At 65.2% G+C, this 25483-nt stretch carries 23 protein-coding genes; 12 read left to right on the top strand and 11 right to left on the bottom strand.

The window, feature by feature from the left end:
• Nucleotides 1-56: 56 nt before the first annotated feature.
• The 3 genes from O7610_RS18570 to O7610_RS18560 all read left to right on the top strand — a co-directional run bounded on the left by O7610_RS18570 (nt 57) and on the right by O7610_RS18560 (nt 3183).
• Entirely contained in the window at nt 57-947 is an 891-nt protein-coding gene (locus O7610_RS18570) for a DUF3152 domain-containing protein (RefSeq protein WP_289211429.1), read from the top strand.
• 159 nt (nt 948-1106) lie between these two features.
• Nucleotides 1107-2267 (top strand): adenylyltransferase/sulfurtransferase MoeZ, encoded by a 1161-nt coding sequence (gene moeZ, locus O7610_RS18565; protein ID WP_123606213.1) that lies wholly within the window; start codon nt 1107-1109, stop codon nt 2265-2267.
• A 127-nt stretch (nt 2268-2394) separates the two neighbouring features.
• On the top strand, nt 2395-3183 hold the full coding sequence (locus O7610_RS18560; protein WP_281555734.1) for a prenyltransferase/squalene oxidase repeat-containing protein: 789 nt from the start codon (nt 2395-2397) through the stop codon (nt 3181-3183).
• Between the two features lie 35 nt (nt 3184-3218).
• On the opposite strand, the gene O7610_RS18555 is transcribed toward O7610_RS18560, so the two are convergent.
• Nucleotides 3219-4463, bottom strand: coding sequence for a glutamate-5-semialdehyde dehydrogenase (locus O7610_RS18555; protein ID WP_281551934.1), 1245 nt, complete (start codon nt 4461-4463; stop codon nt 3219-3221).
• A gap of 47 nt (nt 4464-4510) precedes the next feature.
• Nucleotides 4511-5620 carry a glutamate 5-kinase gene (proB, locus tag O7610_RS18550; RefSeq protein ID WP_289211428.1) on the bottom strand — a complete coding sequence of 370 codons (1110 nt, stop codon included), beginning with the start codon at nt 5618-5620 and terminating at the stop codon, nt 4511-4513.
• A 61-nt stretch (nt 5621-5681) separates the two neighbouring features.
• Between proB and O7610_RS18545 the strand changes: the two genes are divergently transcribed.
• Nucleotides 5682-6005, top strand: a complete 324-nt coding sequence (locus O7610_RS18545; protein ID WP_289211427.1) for an MGMT family protein — start codon at nt 5682-5684, stop codon at nt 6003-6005.
• Nucleotides 6006-6076: 71 nt separating this feature from the next.
• Here the strand turns inward: O7610_RS18545 and O7610_RS18540 are convergent, their stop codons facing one another.
• The 3 genes from O7610_RS18540 to O7610_RS18530 all read right to left on the bottom strand — a co-directional run bounded on the left by O7610_RS18540 (nt 6077) and on the right by O7610_RS18530 (nt 9677).
• Entirely contained in the window at nt 6077-7018 is a 942-nt protein-coding gene (locus O7610_RS18540) for a DUF559 domain-containing protein (RefSeq protein WP_281567217.1), read from the bottom strand.
• A gap of 248 nt (nt 7019-7266) precedes the next feature.
• Nucleotides 7267-9249, bottom strand: coding sequence for a hypothetical protein (locus tag O7610_RS18535; protein WP_289211426.1), 1983 nt, complete (start codon nt 9247-9249; stop codon nt 7267-7269).
• Nucleotides 9246-9677 carry a DivIVA domain-containing protein gene (locus O7610_RS18530; protein ID WP_289211425.1) on the bottom strand — a complete coding sequence of 144 codons (432 nt, stop codon included), beginning with the start codon at nt 9675-9677 and terminating at the stop codon, nt 9246-9248. The genes O7610_RS18535 and O7610_RS18530 overlap by 4 nt, the downstream gene beginning before the upstream one ends.
• A gap of 357 nt (nt 9678-10034) precedes the next feature.
• Here O7610_RS18530 and O7610_RS18525 point away from each other — a divergent pair, with 357 nt between their 5' ends.
• The 6 genes from O7610_RS18525 to O7610_RS18500 all read left to right on the top strand — a co-directional run bounded on the left by O7610_RS18525 (nt 10035) and on the right by O7610_RS18500 (nt 12949).
• Nucleotides 10035-10256 carry a winged helix-turn-helix domain-containing protein gene (locus O7610_RS18525; RefSeq protein WP_289211424.1) on the top strand — a complete coding sequence of 74 codons (222 nt, stop codon included), beginning with the start codon at nt 10035-10037 and terminating at the stop codon, nt 10254-10256.
• Between the two features lie 104 nt (nt 10257-10360).
• Nucleotides 10361-10624, top strand: coding sequence for a hypothetical protein (locus O7610_RS18520; protein WP_289211423.1), 264 nt, complete (start codon nt 10361-10363; stop codon nt 10622-10624).
• Between the two features lie 11 nt (nt 10625-10635).
• Nucleotides 10636-10893 carry a hypothetical protein gene (locus O7610_RS18515; protein ID WP_289211422.1) on the top strand — a complete coding sequence of 86 codons (258 nt, stop codon included), beginning with the start codon at nt 10636-10638 and terminating at the stop codon, nt 10891-10893.
• Nucleotides 10893-11519, top strand: a complete 627-nt coding sequence (locus O7610_RS18510) for a hypothetical protein (protein WP_289211421.1) — start codon at nt 10893-10895, stop codon at nt 11517-11519. Before O7610_RS18515 ends, O7610_RS18510 begins: the two co-directional genes overlap by 1 nt.
• Nucleotides 11516-11944: a hypothetical protein gene (locus O7610_RS18505; protein ID WP_289211420.1), complete on the top strand. Its 429-nt coding sequence runs from the start codon at nt 11516-11518 to the stop codon at nt 11942-11944. The genes O7610_RS18510 and O7610_RS18505 overlap by 4 nt, the downstream gene beginning before the upstream one ends.
• A gap of 72 nt (nt 11945-12016) precedes the next feature.
• Complete coding sequence (locus O7610_RS18500; protein WP_289211419.1) at nt 12017-12949, top strand: Eco29kI family restriction endonuclease; 933 nt, start codon at nt 12017-12019, stop codon at nt 12947-12949.
• Here the strand turns inward: O7610_RS18500 and O7610_RS18495 are convergent.
• On the bottom strand, nt 12941-13717 hold the full coding sequence (locus O7610_RS18495; protein WP_289211418.1) for a very short patch repair endonuclease: 777 nt from the start codon (nt 13715-13717) through the stop codon (nt 12941-12943). The two genes, O7610_RS18500 and O7610_RS18495, sit on opposite strands and share 9 nt — an antisense overlap.
• Entirely contained in the window at nt 13714-14961 is a 1248-nt protein-coding gene (locus O7610_RS18490) for a DNA cytosine methyltransferase (protein ID WP_289211417.1), read from the bottom strand. Before O7610_RS18490 ends, O7610_RS18495 begins: the two co-directional genes overlap by 4 nt.
• 189 nt (nt 14962-15150) lie before the next feature.
• On the opposite strand from O7610_RS18490, the gene O7610_RS18485 reads away from it, so the two are divergent.
• Complete coding sequence (locus tag O7610_RS18485) at nt 15151-15573, top strand: DUF4259 domain-containing protein (RefSeq protein WP_289211416.1); 423 nt, start codon at nt 15151-15153, stop codon at nt 15571-15573.
• 101 nt (nt 15574-15674) lie between these two features.
• Here O7610_RS18485 and O7610_RS18480 read toward each other — a convergent pair whose 3' ends face one another.
• The 4 genes from O7610_RS18480 to O7610_RS18465 form a co-directional block, all read right to left on the bottom strand.
• Nucleotides 15675-18536, bottom strand: coding sequence for a Z1 domain-containing protein (locus tag O7610_RS18480; protein ID WP_289211415.1), 2862 nt, complete (start codon nt 18534-18536; stop codon nt 15675-15677).
• 74 nt (nt 18537-18610) lie between these two features.
• Complete coding sequence (locus O7610_RS18475) at nt 18611-19597, bottom strand: PD-(D/E)XK motif protein (protein ID WP_289211414.1); 987 nt, start codon at nt 19595-19597, stop codon at nt 18611-18613.
• Nucleotides 19594-21102, bottom strand: coding sequence for an ATP-binding protein (locus O7610_RS18470; protein WP_289211413.1), 1509 nt, complete (start codon nt 21100-21102; stop codon nt 19594-19596). The genes O7610_RS18475 and O7610_RS18470 overlap by 4 nt, the downstream gene beginning before the upstream one ends.
• Nucleotides 21102-23117: an AIPR family protein gene (locus O7610_RS18465; RefSeq protein ID WP_289211412.1), complete on the bottom strand. Its 2016-nt coding sequence runs from the start codon at nt 23115-23117 to the stop codon at nt 21102-21104. The genes O7610_RS18470 and O7610_RS18465 overlap by 1 nt, the downstream gene beginning before the upstream one ends.
• Nucleotides 23118-23451: 334 nt before the next feature.
• Here O7610_RS18465 and O7610_RS18460 point away from each other — a divergent pair, with 334 nt between their 5' ends.
• Nucleotides 23452-25482, top strand: coding sequence for a DNA cytosine methyltransferase (locus O7610_RS18460; RefSeq protein WP_289211411.1), 2031 nt, complete (start codon nt 23452-23454; stop codon nt 25480-25482).
• The last annotated feature ends 1 nt before the right edge of the window (nt 25483 follow it).

Genomic DNA, 25483 nt, shown 5'->3' with positions numbered 1-25483 from the left:
CGTGCACCAGTCCGACCGGCGCGGGTGGCGAAGCACGCCATGAGGGGCGGGCCACGATGCACGACCGACGACGAGTCACCGAGGAGCCGGACCGCCGGCCGGGCAACCGGCCGGACCGCCAGGGGCCGGACCGTCAGCGGGATCACCGGCCGGAGCGTCGACGGGCGGCGCGTCGCCGACGTCGCCGGGCCGGGGCACTCATCCTGGTGACGATGGCGGCGGCGCTGATCGTCACCGACGTCCTACGAGCCGGTTCCGGCGCCACCGGGCTGCTGGCGGCGGCGGTACACGAGCCCGGCCCCGGCGGCGGGGTGGCACCCGCCGGCAGCGCACCGTCGGACGGCGCCGGTCTGCCACCGGCCCCGTCGCCAGCCAGCTACCCGGAGACCGGGCCGGGTACGTTCGGCTACCTCACCGGAACCGGCCCGCTGCTCGGCTGGGCCGGGGAACTCCGCCGGTTCCGGGTCGCCGTCGAGGACGGGACCGGTCAGCGCGTCGACGAGTTCGCGGCGATCGTCGACGCGACGCTCGGCGACGGACGCAGTTGGATCGCCTCCCGGCAGTTCCGGCTGCAGCGGGTGTCCCGGGTCGACGCCGCCGAGTTCACCATCTACCTGGCCACCCCGGGCACCTCGGAGCAGATGTGCGCGCTCGGTGGGCTGACCACCGAGAAGTACACCTCGTGCCGGCTGCCCGGTCAGGTGATTATCAATCTGGCACGTTGGCTGGAGGCGGTGCCGCATTACGACGGGACACTCGCCGAGTACCGCGCCTACGTGATCAACCACGAGGTCGGTCACCAGTTCGGCATGGGCCACGAATTGTGCCCGGCACCCGGCCGCCCCGCTCCGGTGATGCAGCAGCAGACGTACGGGATGCAGGGCTGTGTGGCCAACGGCTGGCCGTACCTGGACGGCGAGCGGTACACCGGACCACCGATGACCTGACCGATGACCGTGACCGGGCGACAGTGCCAGGTGCCGATCCGCACGGGGAACGGCTATTCCCGGATCCCGGATGGCGGGCGGTGTCGCTACTCATGGCCGAGTCGGCGCGGAGCGAGCAACAATAGCGCAGCCAGCATTGCCGATCCCGGGGAGTTCACCGTGTCGTTGCCCCCGCTCGTCGAACCCGCCGCCGAGCTGACCGTCGATGAGATCCGCCGCTACTCGCGGCACCTCATCATCCCGGATGTCGGGGTCGACGGCCAGAAACGCCTCAAGAACGCCAAGGTGCTCTGCGTGGGCGCCGGCGGGCTCGGCTCACCCGCCCTGATGTACCTGGCCGCGGCCGGTGTCGGGACGCTGGGCATCGTCGACTTCGACACCGTCGACGAGTCGAACCTGCAGCGTCAGATCATCCACGGCCAGTCGGACATCGGCCGGTCCAAGGCCGAGTCGGCCGCCTCGTCGGTGCGGGAGATCAACCCGTACGTCAACATCCAGATCCACGACGTGTCGCTGGACAACGACAACGTCTTCGACATCTTCGGCCAGTACGACCTGATCCTCGACGGCACCGACAACTTCGCCACCCGCTACCTGGTCAACGACGCCTGCGTACTGCTCGGCAAGCCGTACGTGTGGGGGTCGATCTACCGGTTCGACGGCCAGGTCAGCGTCTTCTGGGACCAGCACGGCCCGAACTACCGGGACCTCTACCCGGAGCCGCCGCCGCCCGGCATGGTGCCGTCCTGCGCCGAGGGCGGCGTGCTCGGCGTGCTCTGCGCCTCGATCGGGTCGATCATGGTCACCGAGGCGATCAAGCTGATCACCGGCATCGGTGATCCGCTGCTCGGTCGGCTGATGGTCTACGACGCCCTGGAGATGACCTACCGGGTCATCAAGATCCGCAAGGACCCGAACGGCGAGCCGATCACCGGCCTGATCGACTACGACGACTTCTGCGGCGCGGTGTCGACCGAGGCCGAGGAGGCGGTCGTCGACTCCACCATCACCGCCCGCGAGCTGAAGGACTGGCAGGACGCCGGCAAGGACTTCTTCCTGATCGACGTCCGGGAGCCGGCCGAGTACGAGATCGTCAAGATCCCCGGCTCGACGTTGATCCCCAAGGGCGAGTTCCTCAACGGCGAGGCCCTGGCGAAGCTGCCGCAGGGCCGGCAGATCGTGCTGCACTGCAAGTCCGGCGTACGGTCGGCCGAGGCCCTTGCCGCGGTCAAGGCCGCCGGCTTCGCCGACGCCGTGCACGTCCAGGGCGGGGTGCTCTCCTGGGTCAAGCAGATCGACCCGTCGCTGCCCAGCTACTGATCCAGCGTCCGGTGGCCGCCCGCCCTCCCGGGCCGGCGGTCACCGGTCACCGGCCGGCTAGTTGACCTTGACTGAGTTACCGAGGCGGACCGCCGGACCCGGCGGTAGCCTGTCGTCCGTGGTCGATATGGATGCCGCCATCGGGTTCGTCGTCGCGCACGGCGACACCGTGGACCGGGCCCGGCTGTCCTGGTTGCGGACCGGGACCGCCCCGCAGCCCGACGCACTCACCAGCGCCGAGGTCGGGCAGGCACCGGACGGCGGCTGGCCCGCCTTCTGGGCCGGCGACGTCGCCTCGGTCGACGCCACCTGCTTCCGGCTCGCCGAACTGGACGACCTCGGTGCGCTCGACCGGCCACCGGCCCGCAAGGCGCTCGACTGGCTGGCCGGCCGGCAACGGGCCGACGGCAGCTGGGAAGAGGACGAGAGCCTGGCCGCCGAGGCACCCGACTGGGCACGGCCCGGCGACCCGGAAGCCACCTACTACCTGACCGCCAACGCCGGCTACTGGCTGAGCGTCGCCGACACCGACGGCGCCGGCGACCCCGGCCACCGCGCCGCCGCACAGCGCGCCGCCCACTACCTGGCTGCCCAGATGCGCCCGGACGGCACCTGGCCGTCGTACCTGCTGGCCGGCTGGCTGGCCGCCGCCACCCTCTACCGGCAGACCATGTTCTACGAGTCGGCCCGGATGCAGGTGGTGCTCAACGACCGGCTCGCCACCATGGCTCCCGGCGACGTCGCCCAGCTGGCCGCCGCGCTACGCCGGGCCGGCCTGGCCGACGACGACTGGCTGCTCACCAACGCCCGCCGTCGGCTGGCCGCCACCCAGCGCAGCGACGGAGGCTGGGACAGCGACGCGGGCGACCCGTTCGAGGTGCACGTCGTCCTGGCCGCGATCCGCGCCTGCCGCTGACCGGCCTCCCGGTGCGCGCCCGCCGTCGGGTGGGGTTACCCGCGCAGGTGGCCGTCGCCGGTGACCACGTACTTCGTCGAGGTCAGCTCCGGCAGCCCCATCGGCCCACGGGCGTGCAGCTTCTGCGTGGAGATGCCGATCTCCGCGCCGAAGCCGAACTGCCCGCCGTCGGTGAACCGGGTCGACGCGTTCACCATCACCGCGGCCGCGTCGACCCGGGCGACGAACTCACGGGCGGCGCTCGCCGAGTCGGTGACGATCGCCTCGGTGTGCCCGGTGCCGTACCGCTTGATGTGCGTCACCGCCGCGTCGAGTGAGTCGACGACGGCGACTGAGATGTCCGCCGACAGGTACTCGGTGGCGAAGTCGTCGTCGGTGGCCGGCACCACGTCGGCCGAGAACGCCGCGACCTCCGGGGTGCCGTGCACGGTCACATTCGCGTTCCGCAGTTCCTTCAGCAGCTTCGGCAGGAACGCCGCCGCCACGTCCACGTGCACCAGCAGCGACTCGGCGGTGTTGCAGGTCGACAGCCGCTGCGTCTTCGAGTTGACCGCCACGGCGAGGGCCTTGTCCAGGTCGGCGGCGGCGTCGACGTACACGTGGCAGTTGCCGACGCCGGTCTCGATCACCGGCACCGTCGACTCCTCGACCACGGTGCGGATCAGGTCCGCCCCGCCGCGCGGAATCAGCACGTCGACCAGGCCGCGCGCCCGCATCAGCTCCTTGACCGAGTCGCGCGACGAGGCGTCCAGCAGCTGCACCGCGTCGGCCGGCAGTCCGACGCCGGCCAGTGCGTCCCGCAGCACCTCGACGAGGATCGCGTTGGAGTGCGCCGCCGACGACGAGCCGCGCAGCAGCGCCGCGTTGCCCGACTTCAGGCAGATCCCGGCGGCGTCGACGGTCACGTTCGGCCGCGCCTCGTAGATGATGCCGACCACCCCGAACGGCACCCGCACCTGCCGCAGTTCCAGACCGTTCGGCAGCGTCGAACCGCGCACCACCTCGCCGACCGGGTCGGCCAGCCCGGCCATCTCCCGCAACGCCTGCGCCATGTCCTCAATGCGCTTCTCATTGAGCGCGAGGCGGTCCAGGATCGCCGTCGACAGGCCGTTGGCCCGTCCGGCGTCCAGGTCGGCCGCGTTCGCGGCCACGATCTCGGCGGTACGGGCGACGAGCGCATCGGCCATCGCCAGCAACCCGGCGTCCTTGGCCGCCCGGGTCGCGGTGACCAGCTCGTCGGCGGCCACCCGCGCCCGCTTGGCCTGCTCGGTCACGCTCATGGTCAGCTTCTCCTCGAATGTCGTGTGGTCACTCGAATGTCGTGTGGTCATAGGAGCACCAGGTCGTCACGGTGCACGACCTCCCGCTCGTATCCTGGCCCCAGCGCCGCGGCCAGCTCGCCGGTGGACCGGCCCAGCAGCGTCGGCAACTCCACCGCGTCGTAGTTGACCAGCCCACGGGCCACCGGCGCACCCGCCGCGTCGACCAGGTCGACCGGGTCGCCGGCGGTGAAGGTGCCGTCGACGGCGGTGATCCCGGCCGGCAGCAGCGACTTGCGGCGGGCCACCACCGCCTGCACCGCGCCGGGGTCCAGGTGCAGTCGGCCACGGGGTGCGGTGGCGTGCGCCAGCCAGAACAGCCGGGCAGCGGGCCGGCGCTCCACCCGGTGGAACAGGGTGCCGACCGCTTCACCGCGCAGTGCTTCGGCGGCGAGCGGGGCGGCGGTGAGGACCACCGGGATACCGAAGCCGGTGGCGATCCGGGCCGCCTCGACCTTGGTCACCATGCCGCCGGTGCCGACCCCGGCCCGCCCGGCCTTGCCGATCGCCACCCCGGCCAGGTCGGCGGCGTCGCGTACCTCGGTGATCCGTTCACTGGCCGGCTTCGCCGGGTCGCCGGTGTAGAGCGCGTCGACGTCGGAGAGCAGCACCAGCAGGTCGGCGTGGACCAGGGCGGCGACCAGGGCGGCCAGCCGGTCGTTGTCGCCGAACCGGATCTCGTCGGTGGCGACGGTGTCGTTCTCGTTGACGATCGGGATCGCGCCGAGGTCGAGCAGCTTGCGCAACGTCCGGTACGCGTTGCGGTAGTGCACCCGCCTCGTCACGTCGTCGACGGTGAGCAGCACCTGGCCGGTCGTCAGACCGTGCCGGGCCAGGCTGGCGGCGTACCGGCCGATCAGCAGCCCCTGCCCGACGCTGGCCGCCGCCTGCTGGGTGGCCAGGTCATTCGGGCGTCGGGTCAGCCCGAGTGGCGCGAGCCCGGCCGCGATCGCCCCGGAGGAGACGAGCACAACCTCCCTGCCCTGCGCCGTGAGGGAGGCGAGGACGTCGGCGAGGGCGTCGACCCGGTCGCCGTCCAGGCCGCCGCCCGCTGTCGTGAGGGAGGAGGAGCCAATCTTGACGACGACCCGCTTCGCCTGGGTAACTGCGGCACGCACGATCCCCATTCTGCTTCCCTGCCCGGCGACGCCTGGCGCGAGATCTCATATCGTGGCGCGCGTGACCCCGCAGGAGTACGTGGAGGAAGTGCTGGCGCTCGTCGAACGCATCCCACCTGGGAAGGTCATGTCGTACGGCGCGGTCGCCGACGCGCTTTCTGAGCGCAGTCGGCGTTGTTCTGCCCGCCTGGTCGGGAACATCATGGCGCGGCACGGCTCTGCCGTCCCCTGGCACCGGGTGGTGACGTCGGCCGGCCGGCTGCCGCCGGGACATGAGGAGCGCGCTCGGGCTTTGTTGCGTGCCGAGGGTTGCCCGTTGCGCGCCGACGGCGTTTTCGTCGACATGAAGGCCGCCGCCTGGTACCCGCCGCAGTACGGCGGGTGAGACCCGCGAGTGGAGGGCTGGGGTACGTAACTCCGGGAGAATGACGTACCCCAGCCCTCCACTAGACGCGGTCACCCGGCCCGCTCGGCGATCGCCTGCCGTACTGTTTGGGGGATTTGTTCGCTTCGCCGGAGTACGTCGTCGGCGGTGAAGCGTAGCGCCAGCCAACCGGCGGCCCGCAAAGCGTTGAACCGGTACACGTCCTTGCGGAAGGTGGTTTGCTCCCGGTGATGGTCGCCTTCGTACTCGATGGCGATGCGCCACTGCGGGTACGCGAGGTCGACCCGGGCGATGAACTTCCCGCTACCTGTTGAGTCTGTTGAGCTGGTCGTCGGGGTGACGACTTTGAACTGCGGGGTGGGCTTCGGCAGGCCGGCGTCGTGCAGCAGCAGCCGGAGCCGGCTCTCCATCGGTGACTCGCTCAACGGCTCAGCGAGGTTCAGCAGGTCGCGGAGTTGCTTGACCTGCCGTAGCCCCGGGTGGGCGTCGACGTACGCCGACAGTTGGGCCTTGGTGCAGGTCCGGCGGCGCAGGAGCGCGTCCAGGGCGACGAGCGCGTCGGCCCTTGGCAGCCTCCTACCCAGGTCGAAGGCGGTCCGGACCCCGGTGGTGATGGGTATCCCGGTGAGGGAAGTGACGTCATGCTCCCAGTCGAGGGCCAGGTTGGCGTACCGGATGCGGGGGTGCGGGTCCGGTCGAGCCTTGCTCGGTACGGCGACGTGCACGGGTGCTGGCACCGTGCCCTTGTGCGGCAGCAAGTCGACGCCCCAGAGGAAGGCGGCGCTCAGTCCGTAGATAGTCGCGACGGGTGGGAGACGGACCGCGACGGCGAGGCACCACATCCGGTGGTCGTTCGGGTGGTACGCGTCGGCATGCACGTAGACGTCGTGGAGCAGGCGGCGCCAGGTCGGGCCGGCGAGCATCCGCTTGGTGAGCAGGCCGGCGGCGACTGCCTGGCTGCCGGCGAACGGTTCGACGGTCAACTCGCGGGGCACCTTGACGGGGCGGGCCATCCGGCAGAGCTTGCCGGCACACCGGCATGCTTCGCTGCCCCGATTGTCGATCTGGTCGCGAATCCGACTCAAGAGTGAGGGGGAGTGGGCTGCTGGGAGGCTCCGGCCCGGTGAGGACGGTGGAGGGGCGGGAGCCGGCGGTGGTTTGGTGCAGGCGGGGCAGTCGATGACGGTGACTGGTGACTGCCCCGCCTGCGGGTGGGGTCGGCGCGGTCTCCCGCTGGTGGCGCCGATCCGGCGGCGTCGGGTCAGATGTCGGCAGTCACGGTGGTGACTGCTCCGTCGAGGGTGGCGGCGGTGGCGATCAGCCTGGTGTGGTGCGGGCCGTCGGGCAGGTGGACTTCGCATCGCTGTGGGGTGAGCAGGACGGTGACGGCGGTGCCGGGGTGGTGGGTGGCGAGTGCGGTGAGCGCTGGCACCGGGTCGGGTAGGCCGTTGTCGGGCTGGGCATCGCCTGCGCTGTCGGGCTCACCTGGATTGTTGTGGAGGTTGGTCGGCACCGGGATCGGGGTGGTCGGGTCGGCGGGCACGGTCTGGTCGGTGGCGTTGGGGAGGAACTCCAGGGCTTGCGCGATCGCCTTCGGCAGGCTGGGCTGGTGTGCCCCGGGGTTCCAGCGGTCGAAGTTTGTGGTGGTGTCGGGTGGGGCGAAGCGGATCCCCCAGCGCAGGCCCTGCACCTGGTACGGGATGCCGTCGTTGCGGCGGTGGTCGGCGACGGAGACGATCAGGGCCAGACCGAGGGCGTACGCCAGTTTGACCACTGTGGCCAGGGGCGGCACCTTCGGCGGGGTGGCGCGCAGCAGGATCCGGCCGCCGGGGTGCCCGTTGGTGACATTTTCGAGGTACGCCGTGACTGGGTCGCCGCCGGGCCGGTGCACGGTGGCGTAGCCGTGCAGCAGTTCGTGGTCGCGCAGGTGCATGGTGAGGCCGTCGAGGGTGGCCAGCTCGGTCGGGTCGAGGCCGAGTTCGGTGAGATGGTGGGTGAGCTGGTAGTCGGGTGGGAGCTGGTGGATCGCCTTGCCGTTGGGGTGGTAGCCGATCCACGGCGGTGTGGCTGGCGGCGTACCGCCGAGGGGCGGCCAGTTGAGGTGCCGGACCCGGCGGCGGCCGGCGGCGATGGTGACGGTCGCACCCTGGTAGATGCGGTGGCTGCCGCCGCAGGTGCGGCAGCCACCGATCGGTTCGCAGTCGCAGTCTTCCCAGTGGGGCAGGTGGGTGCAGTCGGGGCAGTGCCGGTGCGGGATCGGTGGTCCCTGCCACGATGGTGGGGGTGGCTGCCAGGAGCGGACCAGCCGGACGGCGGTATCGGTGCCGGCGTCGGTGTTGGTGCTGGTGTCGGTGCTGGCGGTCCGCAGGGTGGTGTGCCACCAGCGGCCGTCGCGCCAGATGGCGTGCGCGCCGGGGGTCGGTTCGCCGGTGAGCAGCGCGGTGCAGTCGGCGACGATGCGGCGTTCGAGCTGGTCGACGTCGACCGGCGGCGGGCCGAGGCTGATGCCGTTGGCCGGGCGCGGGGTGACGTAGTGGGCGGGGGCGTGCTGGCCGCGGTCGACCAGCTGGTAGCAGGCGCGGGCGACACTGACCCGGGTGGCGGCCTCGGCGAAGCTGCCGTAGCGGCCGGTGCCGGCGGGGACCGGGCTGCCGGGCAGTTCGAAGCGGACGTCCCAGCGGAAGCGGTCGCTGTCGGGGGCGAACGAGTCGCGCCGGGCTTCGACGACCAGGTCGAGGCAGAGCAGTTCGGCGGTTTCGCAGAGTTCACCGAGGCGGCGGGCCGGGTCGGGTGGTGGTGGGGCGGCGGTGCGGCCGTACCAGATTCGCCATGGTTCGTAGCCTTCGCCGGCGATCGGCCCGGCTTCGAGGGAGTGGCGTTGGTGGTCGGGCAGGTCGGGCTGCCAGCCGGCGGGCAGCTCCGCCCACGGGGCGAAGATCGGTTCGCCGGGTAGTTCGGGGTCGTAGACGTGGGCGGCGCCGACCTGGGCGGCGAGGTCGTCGACGACGGGTGCCAGGTCGAGGCACCAGAAGCGGCCGTCGTCGGTGCGGGTCGGGGTGACCGCGCCGGGTACGACGTTCGCCGACGCGACGGCGGCGGTGTCGATGTTGGCGACGGTGAGCACGAACTGGGCGCGGCGTTTGCCGGCCCCGCCGCAGCGCGGGCACGCTGCGGCGGGGCTGCCGTCGCAGCGGGGGCAGCTGACGACGGTGACGGTGTGGTGCGGGGTCGGGTCGTGGGTCACGACTGCCCCGCGTACCTGGTGGTGGTGCCGGCACCGGTCCAGGCGGGCAGGTTGACGGTGGCCTGCGCGGCGCGGGCCTGGCTGGTCTGCCAGCGGCGGAGCGCGTCCTTGATCCGGTCGTTCTGCTCGTAGGTGCGGTCAAGCTCGGCGTAGACGACGCCGAGGTCGTGGGCGACCCGTTCGAGGAAGGCGGCGACTTCGCCGGGGTCGAGGCCGGGTCCGTGGGCCTTGCGGGTGACGGTCGGGAAGCGGTGGCTGCGGATCTGCCAGGGCCGGATCGGCCGGTACGCGGCAGGCCGCTGGTTGCGGCCGCGACCATCGGCGGGTACGCGGTAGCCGCCGCTGCCGTTCGGCCAGTCGCGTGGTGGCGCGCCGGCCATCTTGCGGCGTTGCCGGCGCAGCCGCCAGCGTCGCCAGAGCTCTCGCATCACGTCTTCCTCCCCATTCCTTCGCTGCTGGTGTTCGGGCCTCGCGGTGTCGTGGGTGTGCCTGGACGGGGGGTGGCCCTGCCGCTTGCCGATCCCGGCGGGGCCACCCCCACCCCGATCGCCGCAGCCCTCCTCGGCAGTACGGCGACCAGGGCAAACCTTCGGGGCCGGGACGCCCAACGGCGTTACCCGCTGACCGCCCCGACCGGAGCACCCGTGGCGGTCTGGGTGTTCCTCTGCGTCCCTGCCAGGTTTGCCGACCGGAGGGAGGCGCGATTCAAGCTCCCATAGGTCCCCTTGGGTAGTCAAGGGCCAGTCGATGGTGGTTGACTTTTACTGCCGACCGGAGGGACCACCTTGCCACCGCGTTACCGATACGAGCAGATTGCCGACGAGCTGGAAGAACGTATCCGGGCGGGAGAGTTCCCGCCCGGGTCGAGGCTGCCCAGCAGACGGGAGCTGACCGAGTACTACGACGTGACCGAGCCTGTCATCGACCGCGCGATGCAGAACCTGCGGGTGAAGGGCCTCACCGAGACTCTTCCCGGCGTTGGCGTCTTCGTCGCCGAACCGAAGTGACTGTTTCCTGACACTGTCGACGACAGGGCAGGAAGCAGGATGACCGGCTTCGATAGGCTCGACCGGCGCGGCGAAAGCCGAGCGGGACATCGGGAGGCGGCAACATGTCCAGCATCCAGGAAGTCAAGGCAGGGCTGGCGCAAGCAGGTCAGCACGGCAATGCCACCGTCCAGCAGATTCGGTCAGCAGTCGACGCTCTCGATCGCATGATCGCCAACCTGCGCGCCGCTGCGGCGGGCACCGGTCACCCCACCATTGGCGAGGCGATCAGCCGCTGCGAGCAGAGCAAGAAGCTCCTCAATGATGCGACATACCTTGTCCATGGTGCCGGCGAGGCGACCCGCAACTACAGCAGCTTGCTTGGCTGAGCGCCGCTGACATGACCGTCGATGACATCAAGAGTGACCTCAACCGTGCCAGGACCCTGATGATGCAGGGGAAGGCAGGTTTCGAGGAGGCCACCGGGACGGGCGCGCAAGGTACCGCCCTGGCGCTGCACACGGTGCAGGACAGCGCCGATGACGACATCGAGAAGGCAGCAGCGGCCCTCAAGGCGGCTGACGATGAGGTCGACCGGGTGCTCAGCAGGGTCAACGCTGCAGTCGAGCTGGCCAACGCCTACCGGGACGCGCTCTGATGTCAGCCGGCATGGAGCAAGTCATTGCGCAAATGCGACGAGCCAAGGACCAGTTGGCTGAAGCCGCTGTGACAGCGATGAGGGCCAAGGCGGACTTTGACGAAGCCTACAAGTTGTATTTCCAGCTGTCCGAGGGGTCCGCTAACCCGAACATCAGTCGTGCGGCGTCGGAAGCACAAACGGCCGCAGCCAAAGCAGGCAGATATGCCAATCTACTCGATCGAGCGCAGCGGCACTACCAGGCGTACTTCGCAAGAGTCGCACCTGCGGCCGACTTCGACGAGCCGTCGGGTATGCCCTCGGGCGAGTCGCTGTTGTCGGACTCTGATCGTCGACGCCGTCGGCAGGATGCCTTCTGGAATCGTCAAGTTCAGAAGGCGGACGACATTCAAGATGCTTTCGCGAATGCCGAGACACACGCCAAGGCGATCTTCAAGAGTCTTCCGGAGCCGCCGGGTGCGACCAGCTCAAACCCTGTGAAAGTCGAGCCTGCGCACGGCGTTGACCGTGTCGAGGTGGACAATCCGATCACAGCTGCCGCAATGGCAGCCGGCGCAATGGCGGTTGCTGCTAGGTCTATCTGGCAAGGTGCAAAGAAACGCCGAGAAAGGAAGCGGTCGCAATGACCCTACATCCCGATCTGCCTATGTATATCCGTACCCTGGTCCGAGGAGAAAACGATCTGAACGACGAGATCGAAGCCAGGCTGGACCGCGACGGCTGGGACGGGTTTCCGCGCTTCCTTGCCTCCCTGTTCTTCATCGCCGTCGACCGCAGATTCAGCGAGGATGCGCCTGCTGGTGAGATCATTAGATTCGTCGCCGCGCTGCGCGAGGACTTGAGCCATGGTGGCCCAGACGTTGATCCGACTGGCGCGGAAGCGTTGATCAGGTCGGTTCTTGACCCGGCTGTCGATTATGACCTGACACCAGAGATGGTCACTAAAATTCAGGCTGCAACGATGTACAAAATCTTCTCTGAGGGCGACCTGTCCGACGCGGAGCTAGACGAGATCCTCGCCGAGGCGACCGAGTTCGCAACGCAATCCTGATCGGTGAGGCGGGTATCGAGGCACGAGGCGCAGGGGTCACGATGCCGCATCAGGTTGGGGTAGCCTCGGACCGTGCCACTTCCAAAGAATCGCAACAACCGCAGCCAAAGCATAGTCAAGCAACTCGCGGCGCTGGTCGACGAGCTGGAGACTGCTACCCCTCCGGACAGGGTCAACATTCGGAACTCGCTGCGCGAGGCCCTGGCGGCGGAGGTGGCTCGCCTCGAACTTGCCGTCAGCCGCCTTGACCCGACCCTGCGGCCGAGTAGCATCTTCGACCCCAGCGCGCCGGAGACGACCGGCCGTGTTGTGGCGCTCACGACGATTGCCCAGCCCCGCCACCCCTTGACCAAGCTCCGGCCCTTTTACGGCGCCGGTGTCTATGCGCTCTATTACAAGGGGTCCTTCGACGCGTATTCTGGTCTCGCCAATACCGAACAGCCGATCTACGTCGGCAAAGCTGATCCAAAAAGCGCCGAGGCAAAGAACGCCGTCGAGCAAGGGACGAGTTTATTCGACCGGCTTAACGAACATCGGAAGAGCATCGAAAAAGCAACTTCAACCCTGCGAGCCGAGGACTTTTCCTGTCGATTTTTGATCGTTCAGACGGGTTACCAGCGCGCAGCCGAGCAGTATCTGATCAACTTTTTCAAGCCGATCTGGAATAGCGAAATGAGGATCTGCTTCGGAATCGGCAAGCACGGGGACAGTTCGAAAACTCGGGCAAACAAGCGGTCGCCGTGGGACACCCTCCACCCTGGCAGGCGCTGGGCTGACAGCCTGGTTGATGATCAAAAGTCGGAGAGCCAGATCAGGAGCGAAATTACTGAACATCTATCGCGACTGCCGCCGCATCGGACGCTTGAGTCGATCCTTGCGGACTTTTTGGATGATCTTGGTCAGATCGCACAGGGTAGCTTCACGACCGCTACGGATGACGAAATGCCTGTCGAAGATGAGTCTGCGCTTGAGGCTGATCAGGATCGTCCCAGACTCTCACCCTAACCGTGCCACAGCGGCCATGACTCGGTCGGCGGCCTCGCTCGGGTCCTCGTGTTCCCAGACGCGAATTGCCGTCCAGCCAGCTTCGGCAAGGATTCGGTCGGTTTCTCGATCGCGTACCCGGTTGCCCTCGATCTTCTCCCGCCAGAACTGAGCGTTGCGCTGTGATGGCCGGTGGTGATCGGGGCAACCGTGCCAGAAGCAGCCGTCGATGAACACGGCGACGCGGACTCGTGGGAACGCGATGTCGGCAGTGCGGCGGACCGATGGGACAGGCCGGAAGTTGACCCGGTACCGCAGGCCAGCCTTGTGAAGGAGTGAGCGAACCTTCCTCTCGGGGCGGGTGTCACGTCCCTTGTTGGCCCGCATGATCGCCTGGACGGCTGGGCTGGACGCCCAGGACGTGTCGCTTGCGGTCTCCTTCACCGCTAGCAGCTCACGCGACCAGGCGAGCCGCCAACCCTCGGCGAGGTTTTCTGCCCTGGTGGCGTGACTGACCTCGCCCAGGTAGCGGGCGGGAGACTTGCCGCGGTCGGACCAACGGAGATACGCACGGATGCGCCTGGATTTGGGCAGCAGCTTGAGCTCCACCGACGCGCGGGCCCAGCGCCCGTCGTCAAGATCCACCCATCGCCGGTCGTGTCCGCCGGCGGCGCGATCCTGCTCGGCGACGACCGACTGCCGACTCCGACCCTTTCGGCCCTTCCACGCACGTGCGCTCGGGAGCTTGTCGGCCCAACGATGATCGGACTGTTGGAGATCCTCGGTCATGGCTGCTGGTCGGCCTCGTCAAGCGCGTCGGCAATCTTGCGGGCGAAGAACTCGCCGAGAACCACGGGGACGGCGTTGCCGAGCTGTCGCATCTGCTCACCGCGAGGCCCAGCGAGCTTCCAGTCGTCGGGGAACGTCATCACCCGAGCTGTCTCTCGTACGGTCATGTATCGGTGTCGGTAGGCGTCCGCCGAGGGGTCTAGATCGTCTGTGAGCATGACGGACTCCCCACCGGGTACACCGTGCACGCCAGCCTTGACGGTCTTCGCCGGCCGGTCGAGCTCGTTCGGCGTGTGGCCGGCGTAGATTCGCGCACCGGGCCAGCCGATGTGGTCGGTGACCCCCCCCAGCAGATGTTCCTGTCGGTCGAGTCGATCCCAGGGCACCGAAGGTAGGGGCGGCTGGCCATCGGTGCCAGCGATCGCGTCGCGTAGCGTGCGCCAGGGGAGAGTGCCGTCAGCGATGGTGATCGCACCGGACAGCCGCGACATGACGCGCCGGCGGACATGGCTGGGCACTCTTGGATGCCGATCCCAGTAGGTCCCATCCAGCATCGTCCGCGCCAGGGCCGACTCCGAATGCGTCGGTCTGACCGAATACTCGAAGCGGTCGAGGTCGACCCCGAGATCGGACCTGAAGGCCACCAGGATGATCCTGTTGCGGATTTGTGGCACTCCGTAGTCGGCGGCGTTTACCGGGAAGGTTCGCACCTGGTAGCGCCGCTTCGGGTCGGAAGGTGTCTCGCCGAGTCGGCGACGGAGGATCTCGTCGTGCTCCTGCCAGGACGCGGTCTCGTCGCGTTCCTCGAACGGGAGCTGCAGCTCCCGTTCGATGTAGTCGAAGTACGGACGGAACGACGGACGGAGTAGCCCGCGTACGTTCTCGCAGATCACGGCTTTGGGCTGGATTTCCCGGATCGCGCGGAACATCTCCGGGAACATGTTGCGTTTGTCCTCGTCGCCCTTGGCGACGCCGCCCAGGCTGAAGGGCTGGCAGGGAGGACCTCCCGCGAGGAGGTCGACGCGATCCCACAGGTAGCCGAAGTCGACCTCGCGTACGTCACCCTCGACCAGCGGCCACTGGTCCTGGCGCGTCGGGAGCCACTCAACCTCACCGCGCGTCGTGGCGGCGTTGAGCTTCAACGTGTCACAGGCGTACCGGACCATCTCGTTGACCAGTAGGGGGCGGAAGCCCGCTCCGTGGACGGCCATGGCTAGACCGCCGCCGCCAGCGAAGAGCTCCACCGACGTACGGTCCACGGCTGGCTCTTCTGGCAGATCAGACATGGCAGAACTATACCGCGGAGTTGTAGATCTTGGAAGAACGGCTCGCCGGAGCAAGTTGGTGTGACCGAGATGGGCGGGTGCGGGAGACACCCTCGCTTGACCGCCGCCAACATGTGGTTGGGTCTACATGCGTTCGAGGGAGGGACGATGGCGACCTGGCAGGTAGGCCCGTTCGACAACGATGAAGCGGTGGAGTGGTGCGCCGCCCTGGAGGACGCCGATCCTGATCAGCGTGCCGAGCTGACGCGCGTGGCACTCGCAGAGGTGACGTCGCCCGTCGGAGTCGGCTCCGCAGAGGACGCGGCTCGCGCCATCGCGGCCGCAGCTGTGGTCCTCCAGGCGCTCACCGGCAAGCCGGTCTCCACGTCGGCGTACAGCCCTCGGTTCCTGGAAGGGCAGGAGTGCATCCAGGCCAGCCCTGAGCTGCGGGACGTAGCCGCGCGCGCACTCGACGCCGCTCTCGCTCCCGGATCCGCCTGGCGCCTACAGTGGCATGACGACGTCGAGGAGGAGGAAGCGATCGCGGTAGTAGAGCAGCTTCGACGCGGCTTGGGCTCCGAGGTCTACTAAGGAGCCAACCACCGTCGCGCTCTGCGTCGCGTGCTGCTCAACGCAACGCAGCCGGACGATGGTTGCTCAATTCGTCAGACAATGAACTCCCAGCATGTCCTTTATGCGTCTACTACCACTGCCATTGGGTCTCTGCTGCTGCGAGTCTGCCACTTGATCAACTTGCCATTCAATGGCATGGTGCTCATGGGAGTCACAAGATGAAACGCAAGCGTTATCTGGTCATCCGGGGCGGGCTTGTCGACATAACGACTTGTGTCCTCCACGGACGGATACATGATCAGTGCGCCTGTGCCCGGCTTGTTGAGTGAATCTGCCGCTGGGTCGGGGACCGGTGTGGATATCCCGGCAATTCGATTGGCGGCATTGCGATGGCGTGACTCACTAACGGCTCTCAACGAGCCTTTGGACGGCGTCCATGCGCGTTTAAATATGCTGAACGGACCGTGACTCATGACATCTTGGACGATCCCACGGTTCGACGTCTGGAATGGGAAAATGACTATCCATCGGTTGAGCTGGTCGGTACGGAGGTTGCTGAGCCAGGCGAGTTCGGGTTGGAAGGTATCTGGACTGCTCCAATGGAGTGAACTCAGAATGCTGAGCATCTCGGCGTGCTCGACCTCGGCTACCTTAGAATCAAAGTAGGTACCAGTTTCCTGCACCAAAGGCGCACCATTAACACTGGATACCCTAACCGTCTTGAACTCCTCAAGACTGATGGCGCTGGCCAGTACGGGACTCCAGAGCTTGTTGTTGTCCAGTGTTATACGTGCGTTTCTGCCGGCGGGGTGAGGGTAAGCGACAGGCTCCATGGGCTCGCCTGGGGAACTGCGCTCCACGAGTCGAGCGTTCCACATCTTGTTACGGCCGGTGGGACGTAGATCGGGGCGATGTTGGGCGATCAGCGGTGGTATCTGTCGTGGGGTAATCTGTGCCTTGCCGTCAATAGGCTGGGCGTACCGTCGGAGCTCAGTACGCAAAAACTCCTCGTCTCGACACGCTGCAGCAAACATGCTGTGTAGTTCTTCCGTCGTGTAAAGACGAACCAGATCTCGATAATGCGGTCGAAAACCGAACCACCGGCCCATCTGCATCAATGTGTCGACCTGGGCTGTCGTGCGCCGATAGTACGTCACAGTAAGGCCTTCGACGGTAAACCCACGGGCAAGCTTATTGCCACCGACAAGAATGCGCCAAATTGGTCGACGGTCAAAGTCAAGGCTTTCTTGTTGGCGTTCGAGTTCGGGATCACTGTTAACGACGATAACTGGGCCGGCATCCCGATCGGGAGGACTGATCTTGCCGACTGCTGCACTGACGTCAGCCCGTAGACTGTCGAAATTGGTCGGCGTAGCCAATTGTGGTGCGGAATGCTGGCTGACAGGGAGTATGTCGGTTTCGTACAGGCGGCGAAGGCGACGCAAGCCCGACGGACCATGGTAGTCGCCGCTATTCCACAAGAAGTTAATCGTCGCCGCTGCCTCCCTATGCGTGTCACGTCCCATGGCTTCGTGGACGAGCATGGTGTGGTGGCGGTAGCTTGCCTGCCCCAGCCGCTGGCGGTGCAACTTCACGGCGCCCGTCAGTACGTACATGTCCAGCGCGGCGCGAAGCTCGCCGTCATCCGGTTCTTCGCTGAGTAGACGCACGTGGCGGCGTTCCTGAGAATCGGAAGATCCGCGATTATCAGATAGGGGATCCGCATCGAAATCGTGGAAGTCCTCAGCGCCCATGTATCCAACCGGGCGTGGGAGCGAGACTAGGAAGTCTCGGGGAAAGATGTCCTCGACGTCGGACGGGTCTACGAAGACATTTGCGTAAGGGGTTGCTGTATAGCCGACGTATTGTGCGCGGGGCATCATCTGCAGTAGTTTGCCAATTAGTCGATTGATGGCAGTGCGTTCACGGCTGTCAGCTTTCCACTTCTTCGGACTGGTGGTATTGATCGAGGCTTGATCCGACTCGTCATCGATTATGAGCACCGGAACCTCACCGAGACGATCACTGATCCTGCCTAGGTCCGCTACGAGATCCTCAAGGATGTTCTTGTTCTTTTTCGCAACGATCAGGCGGGCGTCGCTGGTGAACAGGTTCACCGGCTCGAAAAGTCGCCTTGAGCGGTCATGACGGTGGTATTCAAGCGCGGAGAACCCCTGCCTTAAGCGGCGATAATCCCAAGCATGAGTGCTGAGCCGTCGGATATCCGGAAATCCTGCGTCGGAAGGGCGGCTGCCGTGACGTATAAAGCGATTTCCGAGCCAATCAGGATCGTCCTGATATTCGTGACCATGCGTATCGTGAGCTGATATCTCGAGTTCGAGATTCTCGCGCCCTAGTAGCTCAATGTCCAAGCGGCGCTGCGTCTGGGCGCGTAGCATATTTGTAGTCCCTGTCAGTACTAGGACCAAACGGTATCCAGCGTCGACAGCCTTCGCTATAACCCCAGTGAAGTTGGCAGTCTTGCCGCTCTGGACATAGCCTACTACTAGCCCTTTTGCCTGGTATGCTTTGCCTCGAGTTGGGTCCGACAGCCGGCGTACTACCTCCTCGGTTGCAAGATCGAGCCCAGTCACCGCCCCCGAATGCCAACCTTTGTCGAGCAGAAACTTTCGATAGTGGGGCCAATAGAAATCATGTTCGTGGCGCCGCTGCTCGGTTCGCCATTCCTCCCAATCATCTGCGATGACAATTGGTGCAATATTGGCACCGTATGGGAAACGGTCGGCGAAGAGCTTCCGAGTAGCGGTGTCCAGATTGAGTGAATCAAGGATGGCGCTGCGGCGTTCCGCTGTGCCGGGAGAAGTTCCCGCCGCCCAAGTTGCGTCGGTGGCGGCTTGGTCCCAGCCTCCGAGAACATGTGCGAATTGGTGGCGAAGTGCGTCCTCCGGACCTGCATTCTGAAGGTGAGCAAGCAGCGCCGTACCGTCCGCCAAGTTGCCATCACCCAGCAACGCAGCCAATGGGTGGAGGCTTTTAGGCCCGGTGCGAGACATAGCCTCGAGAGCGGCACTGTAGGCAGTGACTAATGTGTCACTCATTGAAGCTCCAGTTCTCCTGCCTTTACGGCACAATCCAGTAGACTTGGCGCTTGGTCCCTAGACCTGCCGGTGAGGTCAACGCGGTAACTTACATTGGTGATCGCTTGTAGGTCGGCGCCAGCGGTTGCGAGGAGTGTGGGAGTGAGTCGAGGGAAGTCTCCTGCGACTTGGAACGTCGCAGGTTCGTTACGTAGGCGCCAGCGTTGTAGCGAACCATGTTCATAACGATGTCGCCAGCCTGCCGTACGGACGCGTAAATCGAAGTCTTCCCGGTTTGCTACGGTGGTAAAACTGCTGCGGACCTTTGCGATAAGTTGGGCCACCGTGACGCCGGCTGTTCCGGCCTCCGTAATCTGCAACGAGAGCAGCCATAGAGGACGGTTTGCGGTAGGCTGTAACTGAGTGAGTGACGAGACGCGGTGTGTGCGACTCTCGGACGTTGTGCTTTTTACCTCAACATCAAATTCCGAAAGGCCGAAGTCGTGTTCCTCGGTGCCTCTACGCCAAGCAGAGATTGCCGCATCCGGACTCATCGTGTTCGCTAGTCCGGCGAGTAGAGCGAGTTCGCCGAGCAGTCCGGTCTCCACCTCACGGGTCAGCGTTTGCTCGGATCGGATCAGGTGGCCTAGTCGTCGTAGCGTCACCTGCATGGCTTGGCTAACGGTCATCCCGTCCAGCTGTGATCGATCTGCGATGCCGCAGAGAACTGGGTACGCATCGAGAAAGAGCCGCGGCTCAGTTACGGCAACCTCTACCATTCGACGGCCACTGTAGTGCACGATCGACATTCTTAGGTGCTCTAGACCCGTGCTGAGGCCTTCCTCGTTCCTGTGAGCCGGCGCCCGCAGACCGATTCGGTGACGTTCAGGATCAAAGAAGAGGATCACCCGAGGCTTACCCTGAATCGGGTGATCAAGCCTCAGGCCGGTGGCGATGTATTTAGCGAAACTGTCGCCGCTGAGATGGCGCTGCACGTCAGTCATGCTTGCCTCGTATACGTGTCGAGCTCAGCCATGGCGGCGATGGTGAGAATTTGCTGCCAGAGCTCGATATTGTCTCGGTCGCGCGCCCCGAGGTGTGAGCCTTGGAACAGGTTTTCCATTAATAGGAAAATAATGCTTTTCAGTAATGGTGCATCATTTAGTCCGCCGCGACGTCCGCCGAGGACTGCGGTCCGGTAGCGGTTGTTAAGCCGCAATGTGCTGTTGGCACGATCTACTTCGAAGAAACTCTCATTATCGAATCTCGCCCAAATTATATTGAGTGGCGATTCATTCAATTGTGGTAGCTCGTCGACGATCTCGCGAGCGACTTTAGGATGGAGCCCTTTGCCGGGAGGGAGGACCGCGCTACGTTGGGCCGTAGCTCGTCGGTTAGTAGTAGACCAAACTGATTCTGCGGCCTGTAGATAGTCGGTGATTGTAGTTCCGTCGGGCGCCTTGGCCGCAGTTATAGCCCGAGCGAAGTCTGGACCTACGGTTACCCGGGACTTCTCGGGATTCATGGAAGCTAGACCGGCGACGTCTCCGTCAATATCAATACTTGCCCGGGCAAGCTGCAGCTTCTTGTCGGTAGCATGTATCCCCTCCCAGCCGCCGGCGTGAAGAAGTCGGTCTCGCCGGTAGAAATATAGACCTTGTCTATTTTCCGCCCCTCCAGGAAGCCTGTATTCCGGCTCATTCGACCTTCGGGGCCAGATGTGACACACTAGATTGAGGCGCGTGCCGTTTGTTTCGGCAGTAAGCGTGCGAGGCCACCCCGGAGCGGGCCTAGGATAGCCGAATGGGTCGATTGGTGCGACCTCCGCTGAGCTTCCGGCCGTATCATTGACGTCTTCGACGTCAATTAATATCCTTCTTTGTTCTGTGCCAAGTAGGCGGTGAAACGTTAATCCCAAGTGGCCGCGGATATGGTTGATGGAACGTGTTAAAAATGTGGTGACCCTGCTGTCGTCGCTCGTTGCTGGAAATCCGTGCACTCGGTCCCATCGGATAACTGTACCCGATGGTGTCGTGCTGAAGACCCAACGACGGTCAAGCTCGGCTGCGGCGAAGTCCGTCGGCACGATATCGCACAGAAAGCTCGTGCTGCCCTCTCGTAACCAACGTCTACCAACGGCAGGATGTCCGGCGGCACGGCTAAGGACGGTCAGGCTCGCAGCTTGGCTGAACGAGGCGGCCTTGAGCCCGATTCCGAACCGGCCTAGGTCGCCGTCACGGTAGGTGCGTCGACCGCCTATCGTCATCGCAGAATCGATCTGGCCCGGGGTTAATCCACGGCCGTCGTCCACGACGTATAGGCCGATCAGTTGCGCTCCGCTTCGGATGAAGCGAATTAAGACGTTGCGTGCTCCGGCGTCGATACTATTGTCTACCAGGTCTGCCAATGCGGTCTCGAGTGAGTGGTTGCGCCCCAGTGAGTCCAAAGCGCGAGGGTCGGGCCGAAGCTCGACCGTTCCATCCGTTGGGACTTCACTGGTCCAAGTCATTATGCTCTCCTCGCGGCTTCGCTGCTGCGGTTGGGTGGTTGGCTAGGCCGAAACCCTCCATCTAGGGCGAGCCCCATAAGTCGGGAAGCTGCGCGCAACTGTTTCCCTGCAGGGATATTGCCCTGTGCTAGGGCATGAGCGACGTCACGGACCGCCGCTCGCTGCTGGTCATCAAAGGTGCCTGTACTCGCGCCCCAGGCTGCTAGGTCCTGCCAGTCGCCAGCTTGTGAGTCGCGCAGTGCCCTGACGTCGTCGGTATAGCTGTCCAGCGGCGTGAGTTCGGCATTGAGCGTTGGGGGTGGAACCCAGTCGATGTCGCGAACAGCCTCCCAACACTCGTCCTTTTTTGTCCATTCGCCAACGTGTGTGCTACTGCCAGGAGGAGATGTGATTATCTTCTGAACGAGGATGGAGATCTCAGTTAAGCTCTCAGTGAGAGCTGGGGTTATTGCTTGTTCGCGCCAGACTCGGTCGAGGTCTACTCTTGATCCAGTGGCATGGGCGATCTTTGCGACAGTGTACGCAACGATGTTTGCTTTGTACCCGCCGAAGTTCTGTCGGGCTACAAGCCGATCTGCTTGTCGAAAGAGGATGGCCTTGGCGACGAGGCGTTGACAGTAATCCTTATCTACAAGTGGTTGCCGTTGATCGATCCATTCGGAGAACAGTGTGAAGTTTTTCTCTGCCCCTAGGCATACCTGCTGGGGAAGCATTGCCCACGATGCTTCGTATTTTGCCAACTCAGATTTAGTAATTTTCTGACTTGCGGGATTAATTTCCTTGAATATCTTCTGGCGAGATCTAGTCGATTCGGCTGCCAGGGCGTTCGCGTATTGGCCTCTGGCGCGTTCATAGAACCAGTGGGTATCGTTGTCGTGGGTGGGTCCTGGTGGTGCCCACAGTGTCCGCATGATCCGTTCGACATCGACGTGGAAGCCGGAATTTGCCTTAAGGTCAGATGCGGTTACCTTGTTCTGGGTGTTCGAGTAAGCGGAAATTCGTGGAACGATCTCGTCAAGCCGCTCAGGCGACACCACGGTTAGCTTCATTTGCACTAGCACCGAACTTATATCGGTCGTGCGACGCGCGTGGTGAATGGATGCTGTTGTCTGTCCTCCATTTACGATCTGGAGATCGTAAATGCGGCGAATTCTTCGCTGCTGATCGGGGCCGCCTTCGTCGAAGTCCACGGCAGAGGCTGTTGCTGCGATGCCATTGTTGTAGGCCAGGAAGCGTTCGGGATATTCTCGCAAGGTGCGTTGAATTCCTGCGTTCACAGCGCCACGTACCTGCAGGAAAGAGCGAACGTTCAGTTCAAGCAGTCGAGCGCCATGGCGTGCGTAAAGCTCGGCCAGGTCGACTCCGGGGACGATTGTAAGGAGAACCGAGTAGTCGTCCGTTGTGTTCGGTGTGCCGAGGCATGGTAGGCCTGCCGGAAACTCGGCAATGATGGGCTCTGCGCGGCTGCCAGATGTGGTCCAGTTCGCCAACCGGCGGAGATCCCAGACCTCACGCGTGACAGCTCGGCCATGGAGCTGTATCGGAACGATCGGATCCTTCGTGACGCTCCGGGCATTAGTGATGAGTAAGAACCGAACCCGATCGACCCTTGGGTAGCTCTCTACCACGCGGCGGATCAGCCCAGTAACCTCCGAGGAGGGATCCTTCCTGGCAAGCGCTCCTGACAGGCTGCGCGAGACGAAGTTCTCGAGTCTCCGGAAGGCGGCCTCGATCTCAGTGCGATTGATCTTGTGGGCATGGTCAGCTCTCGGGCTGTAGTTCGTAATAAAGAGATCTAGGCTGCGGTTATCCGATGTCACGCCGAAGCCGCTCACCTCTACGCCGTGGTCCCTAAATCGTACGACTGCCGGATCCTCGGTCAGCCCATCTCCGGCGAGCTGCTCGAGCATCACGCTGGCAAACGCCTCCTGTGGATCGGAGTCGTTCGTCTCCGCTAGTGCCCTTACCTCCTCGAGGAGGTTGTAGGCGTAGGTATCGACGTCCGACTCACGCATCGCGCACCTCCGTCAACGTACGGGGAGCCGACGCCTGCCCGACTGGAACACCAGGGTGGGTGCTGACAGCGGACATGGTCACTCCGGGGGCCGAGCGGCCTGCCACGTCGTTGAGTTGGCCGACCGCGTGGGAAGACATCCAGCATAGGGAAGAGGCTCGGGACCGCCATCGTCGGTGGAGTCTCTGCGTCACTGCCGTTAGCCTGGCCCATCCCGTAGGACCAGGTCTGCCTGGCTGAACGGTTGCGGAGGAACCGGAGCTCGTCGCGAATTCTGTCCGGGTTGCCGTTGACAACTTCTCGGTCGGCGGTTCGACGTGCTGTAGCTCCTGGGCGTGCCCGACGGCGACCGCGTCGGCGCTGGGAACGCTGGCCTTCTGACGGTAGTGTGCGTTGTCGTGCCTGCCGCCGACGAGGACTACTCTCCGCCCACACGTGATCCTTCCGTCAAGCGGGGTGCGTATGCCGTCAGGCTTATCCGCGGGCCGTTCGTCCAGTTGCCGAAGCATCCGGACGCATGCGACGAGCCCGATGCGATGCTCACGTACGCGGAGCAGGCCCGTAGCCGTGGCGAGCGGCTCGCTGCGGACTTGTTCAGCGGTGCTGGCGGGCTCAGCCTTGGCTTGGAGGAAGCCGGCTACCGGGTAGTCCTTGCCGTCGACCACTACCCGGAGGCGGTCGAGACCCACCGTCACCATCACGCCGGTTTGAGCGTCAACTGGGACCTCGGCGACCCCGAGCGCATCCGGGAGGTTGCCGACCTGGTCAAGCGCGCCGGCGTCGAGTTGCTTGCCGGAGGCCCGCCCTGCCAGCCGTTCTCCAAGGCTGGTCGGTCGATGATCCGACACAAGGTCCGCAACGGCCTGCGGGACCCATACGACGAGCGCCGTGACCTGTGGCGGTCCTTCCTCGAGGTGATCCGCTTGGCGTGTCCGCCTGCGGTCCTGATGGAGAACGTGCCGGACATGGCCCTCGACAAGGAGATGTTCATCCTCCGGACGATGGTGCACGAGCTGGAGTCGCTCGGCTACGCGGTCGAGGAGCGGGCCGTCGACACTTGGCGCTACGGCGTCCCACAGTTCCGGCAGCGACTCATCCTGGTGGCGCTGAGGGACGGCATCTCATTCCAGTGGCCCGCCGAGTCTCCGGAGCGGCCCACTGTCTGGAACGCCATCGGTGACCTGCCTGAGGTGGAGGGTGGCTGGCGTCCGGCTGGTGGCGCCGATGGCTGGGCCGACTATGCCGGGCCGAGGACGGACTTCCAGCGACGGATGCGCCGCAAGGTGGCACCGGAGGACGAGGCAAGGGTCTTCGACCACATCACCCGTCCAGTCCGCGAGGATGACCTTGAGGCGTTCCGGCTCATGGACGCGACTACCCGCTACTCCGACCTGCCCGCAGAGATGAAGCGGTACCGCGACGACATCTTCGACGACAAGTACAAGCGGCTCGACATGCACGGGCTGTCCCGCACCATCACGGCGCACATCGCGAAGGACGGATACTGGTACATCCATCCTGAGCAGCATCGCACCATAACCGTCCGTGAAGCGGCCAGACTGCAAACCTTCCCCGACGACTTCCGGTTCGCAGGGCCACCGTCAGCGGCGTTCAAGCAGATCGGGAACGCCGTACCCCCAATGCTCGGCGAGCACTTGGCCAACGCCATCTCGACGTCCCTGCAGGCCGCCACTCCGGCGAAGGTGAACACCCAGCAGATCGCTGCTGGGCTCGCCGAGTGGTTCGACGGGGAACACGTGAACGGCATCCCGTGGCTGCGGGCCCAGACCCGCTGGCAGGTTATCCAGGGTGAGATCCTGCTCGACAGGACACATCCTGACGTACTCCGGCAGGTGTGGCGCATGCTGCAGACCTGGCGGCAGCCTCAGGACACAGTCACGCGCGAGGACGATCTGCGGAGAATAGGGCGCTTCATCTCCCGCGAGGCGCGAGCTGACACGGTGGCCCAGCTTGCGCGCACCCTGGCGGATGATCCGACTCTGCTCCGCGACGACGACGCCCTGCGGCGGGTGCCCGGACTCTACGAGTCCGTCGCTGACCTGGCCGTCCTTGTCGTTCCCGCCGGCGATGACGACAACGCTGAGGAGCCGGTCCTCGTCACCAAGGGCGTCCTGCGCGTCGCCGCACGGTTCAGCGGTACTCCGGTCGGAAGCCGGAACCGGCTCACCGACGGGCGGCTCGAGGTCGCCCGGATGATCGGCATCGACAGTGACGCCCGCAGCGCCCACCTCGGCCTGATCGATCTGGCGAACACCCTGTGTCGCCCCCAGGAGCCGGTATGTTCAGCCTGTCCGTTGGCCAAAACCTGCGTCGAGGCCAGGACCCAGTCGGACCCGCTGTTCTGAC

It is taken from the genome of Solwaraspora sp. WMMA2065 (assembly GCF_030345075.1).
Taxonomy (GTDB): Bacteria; Actinomycetota; Actinomycetes; order Mycobacteriales; family Micromonosporaceae; genus Micromonospora_E.
Note: the sequence above shows the minus strand (reverse complement) of the source record. Positions and strands in the feature narration are given on the sequence as shown.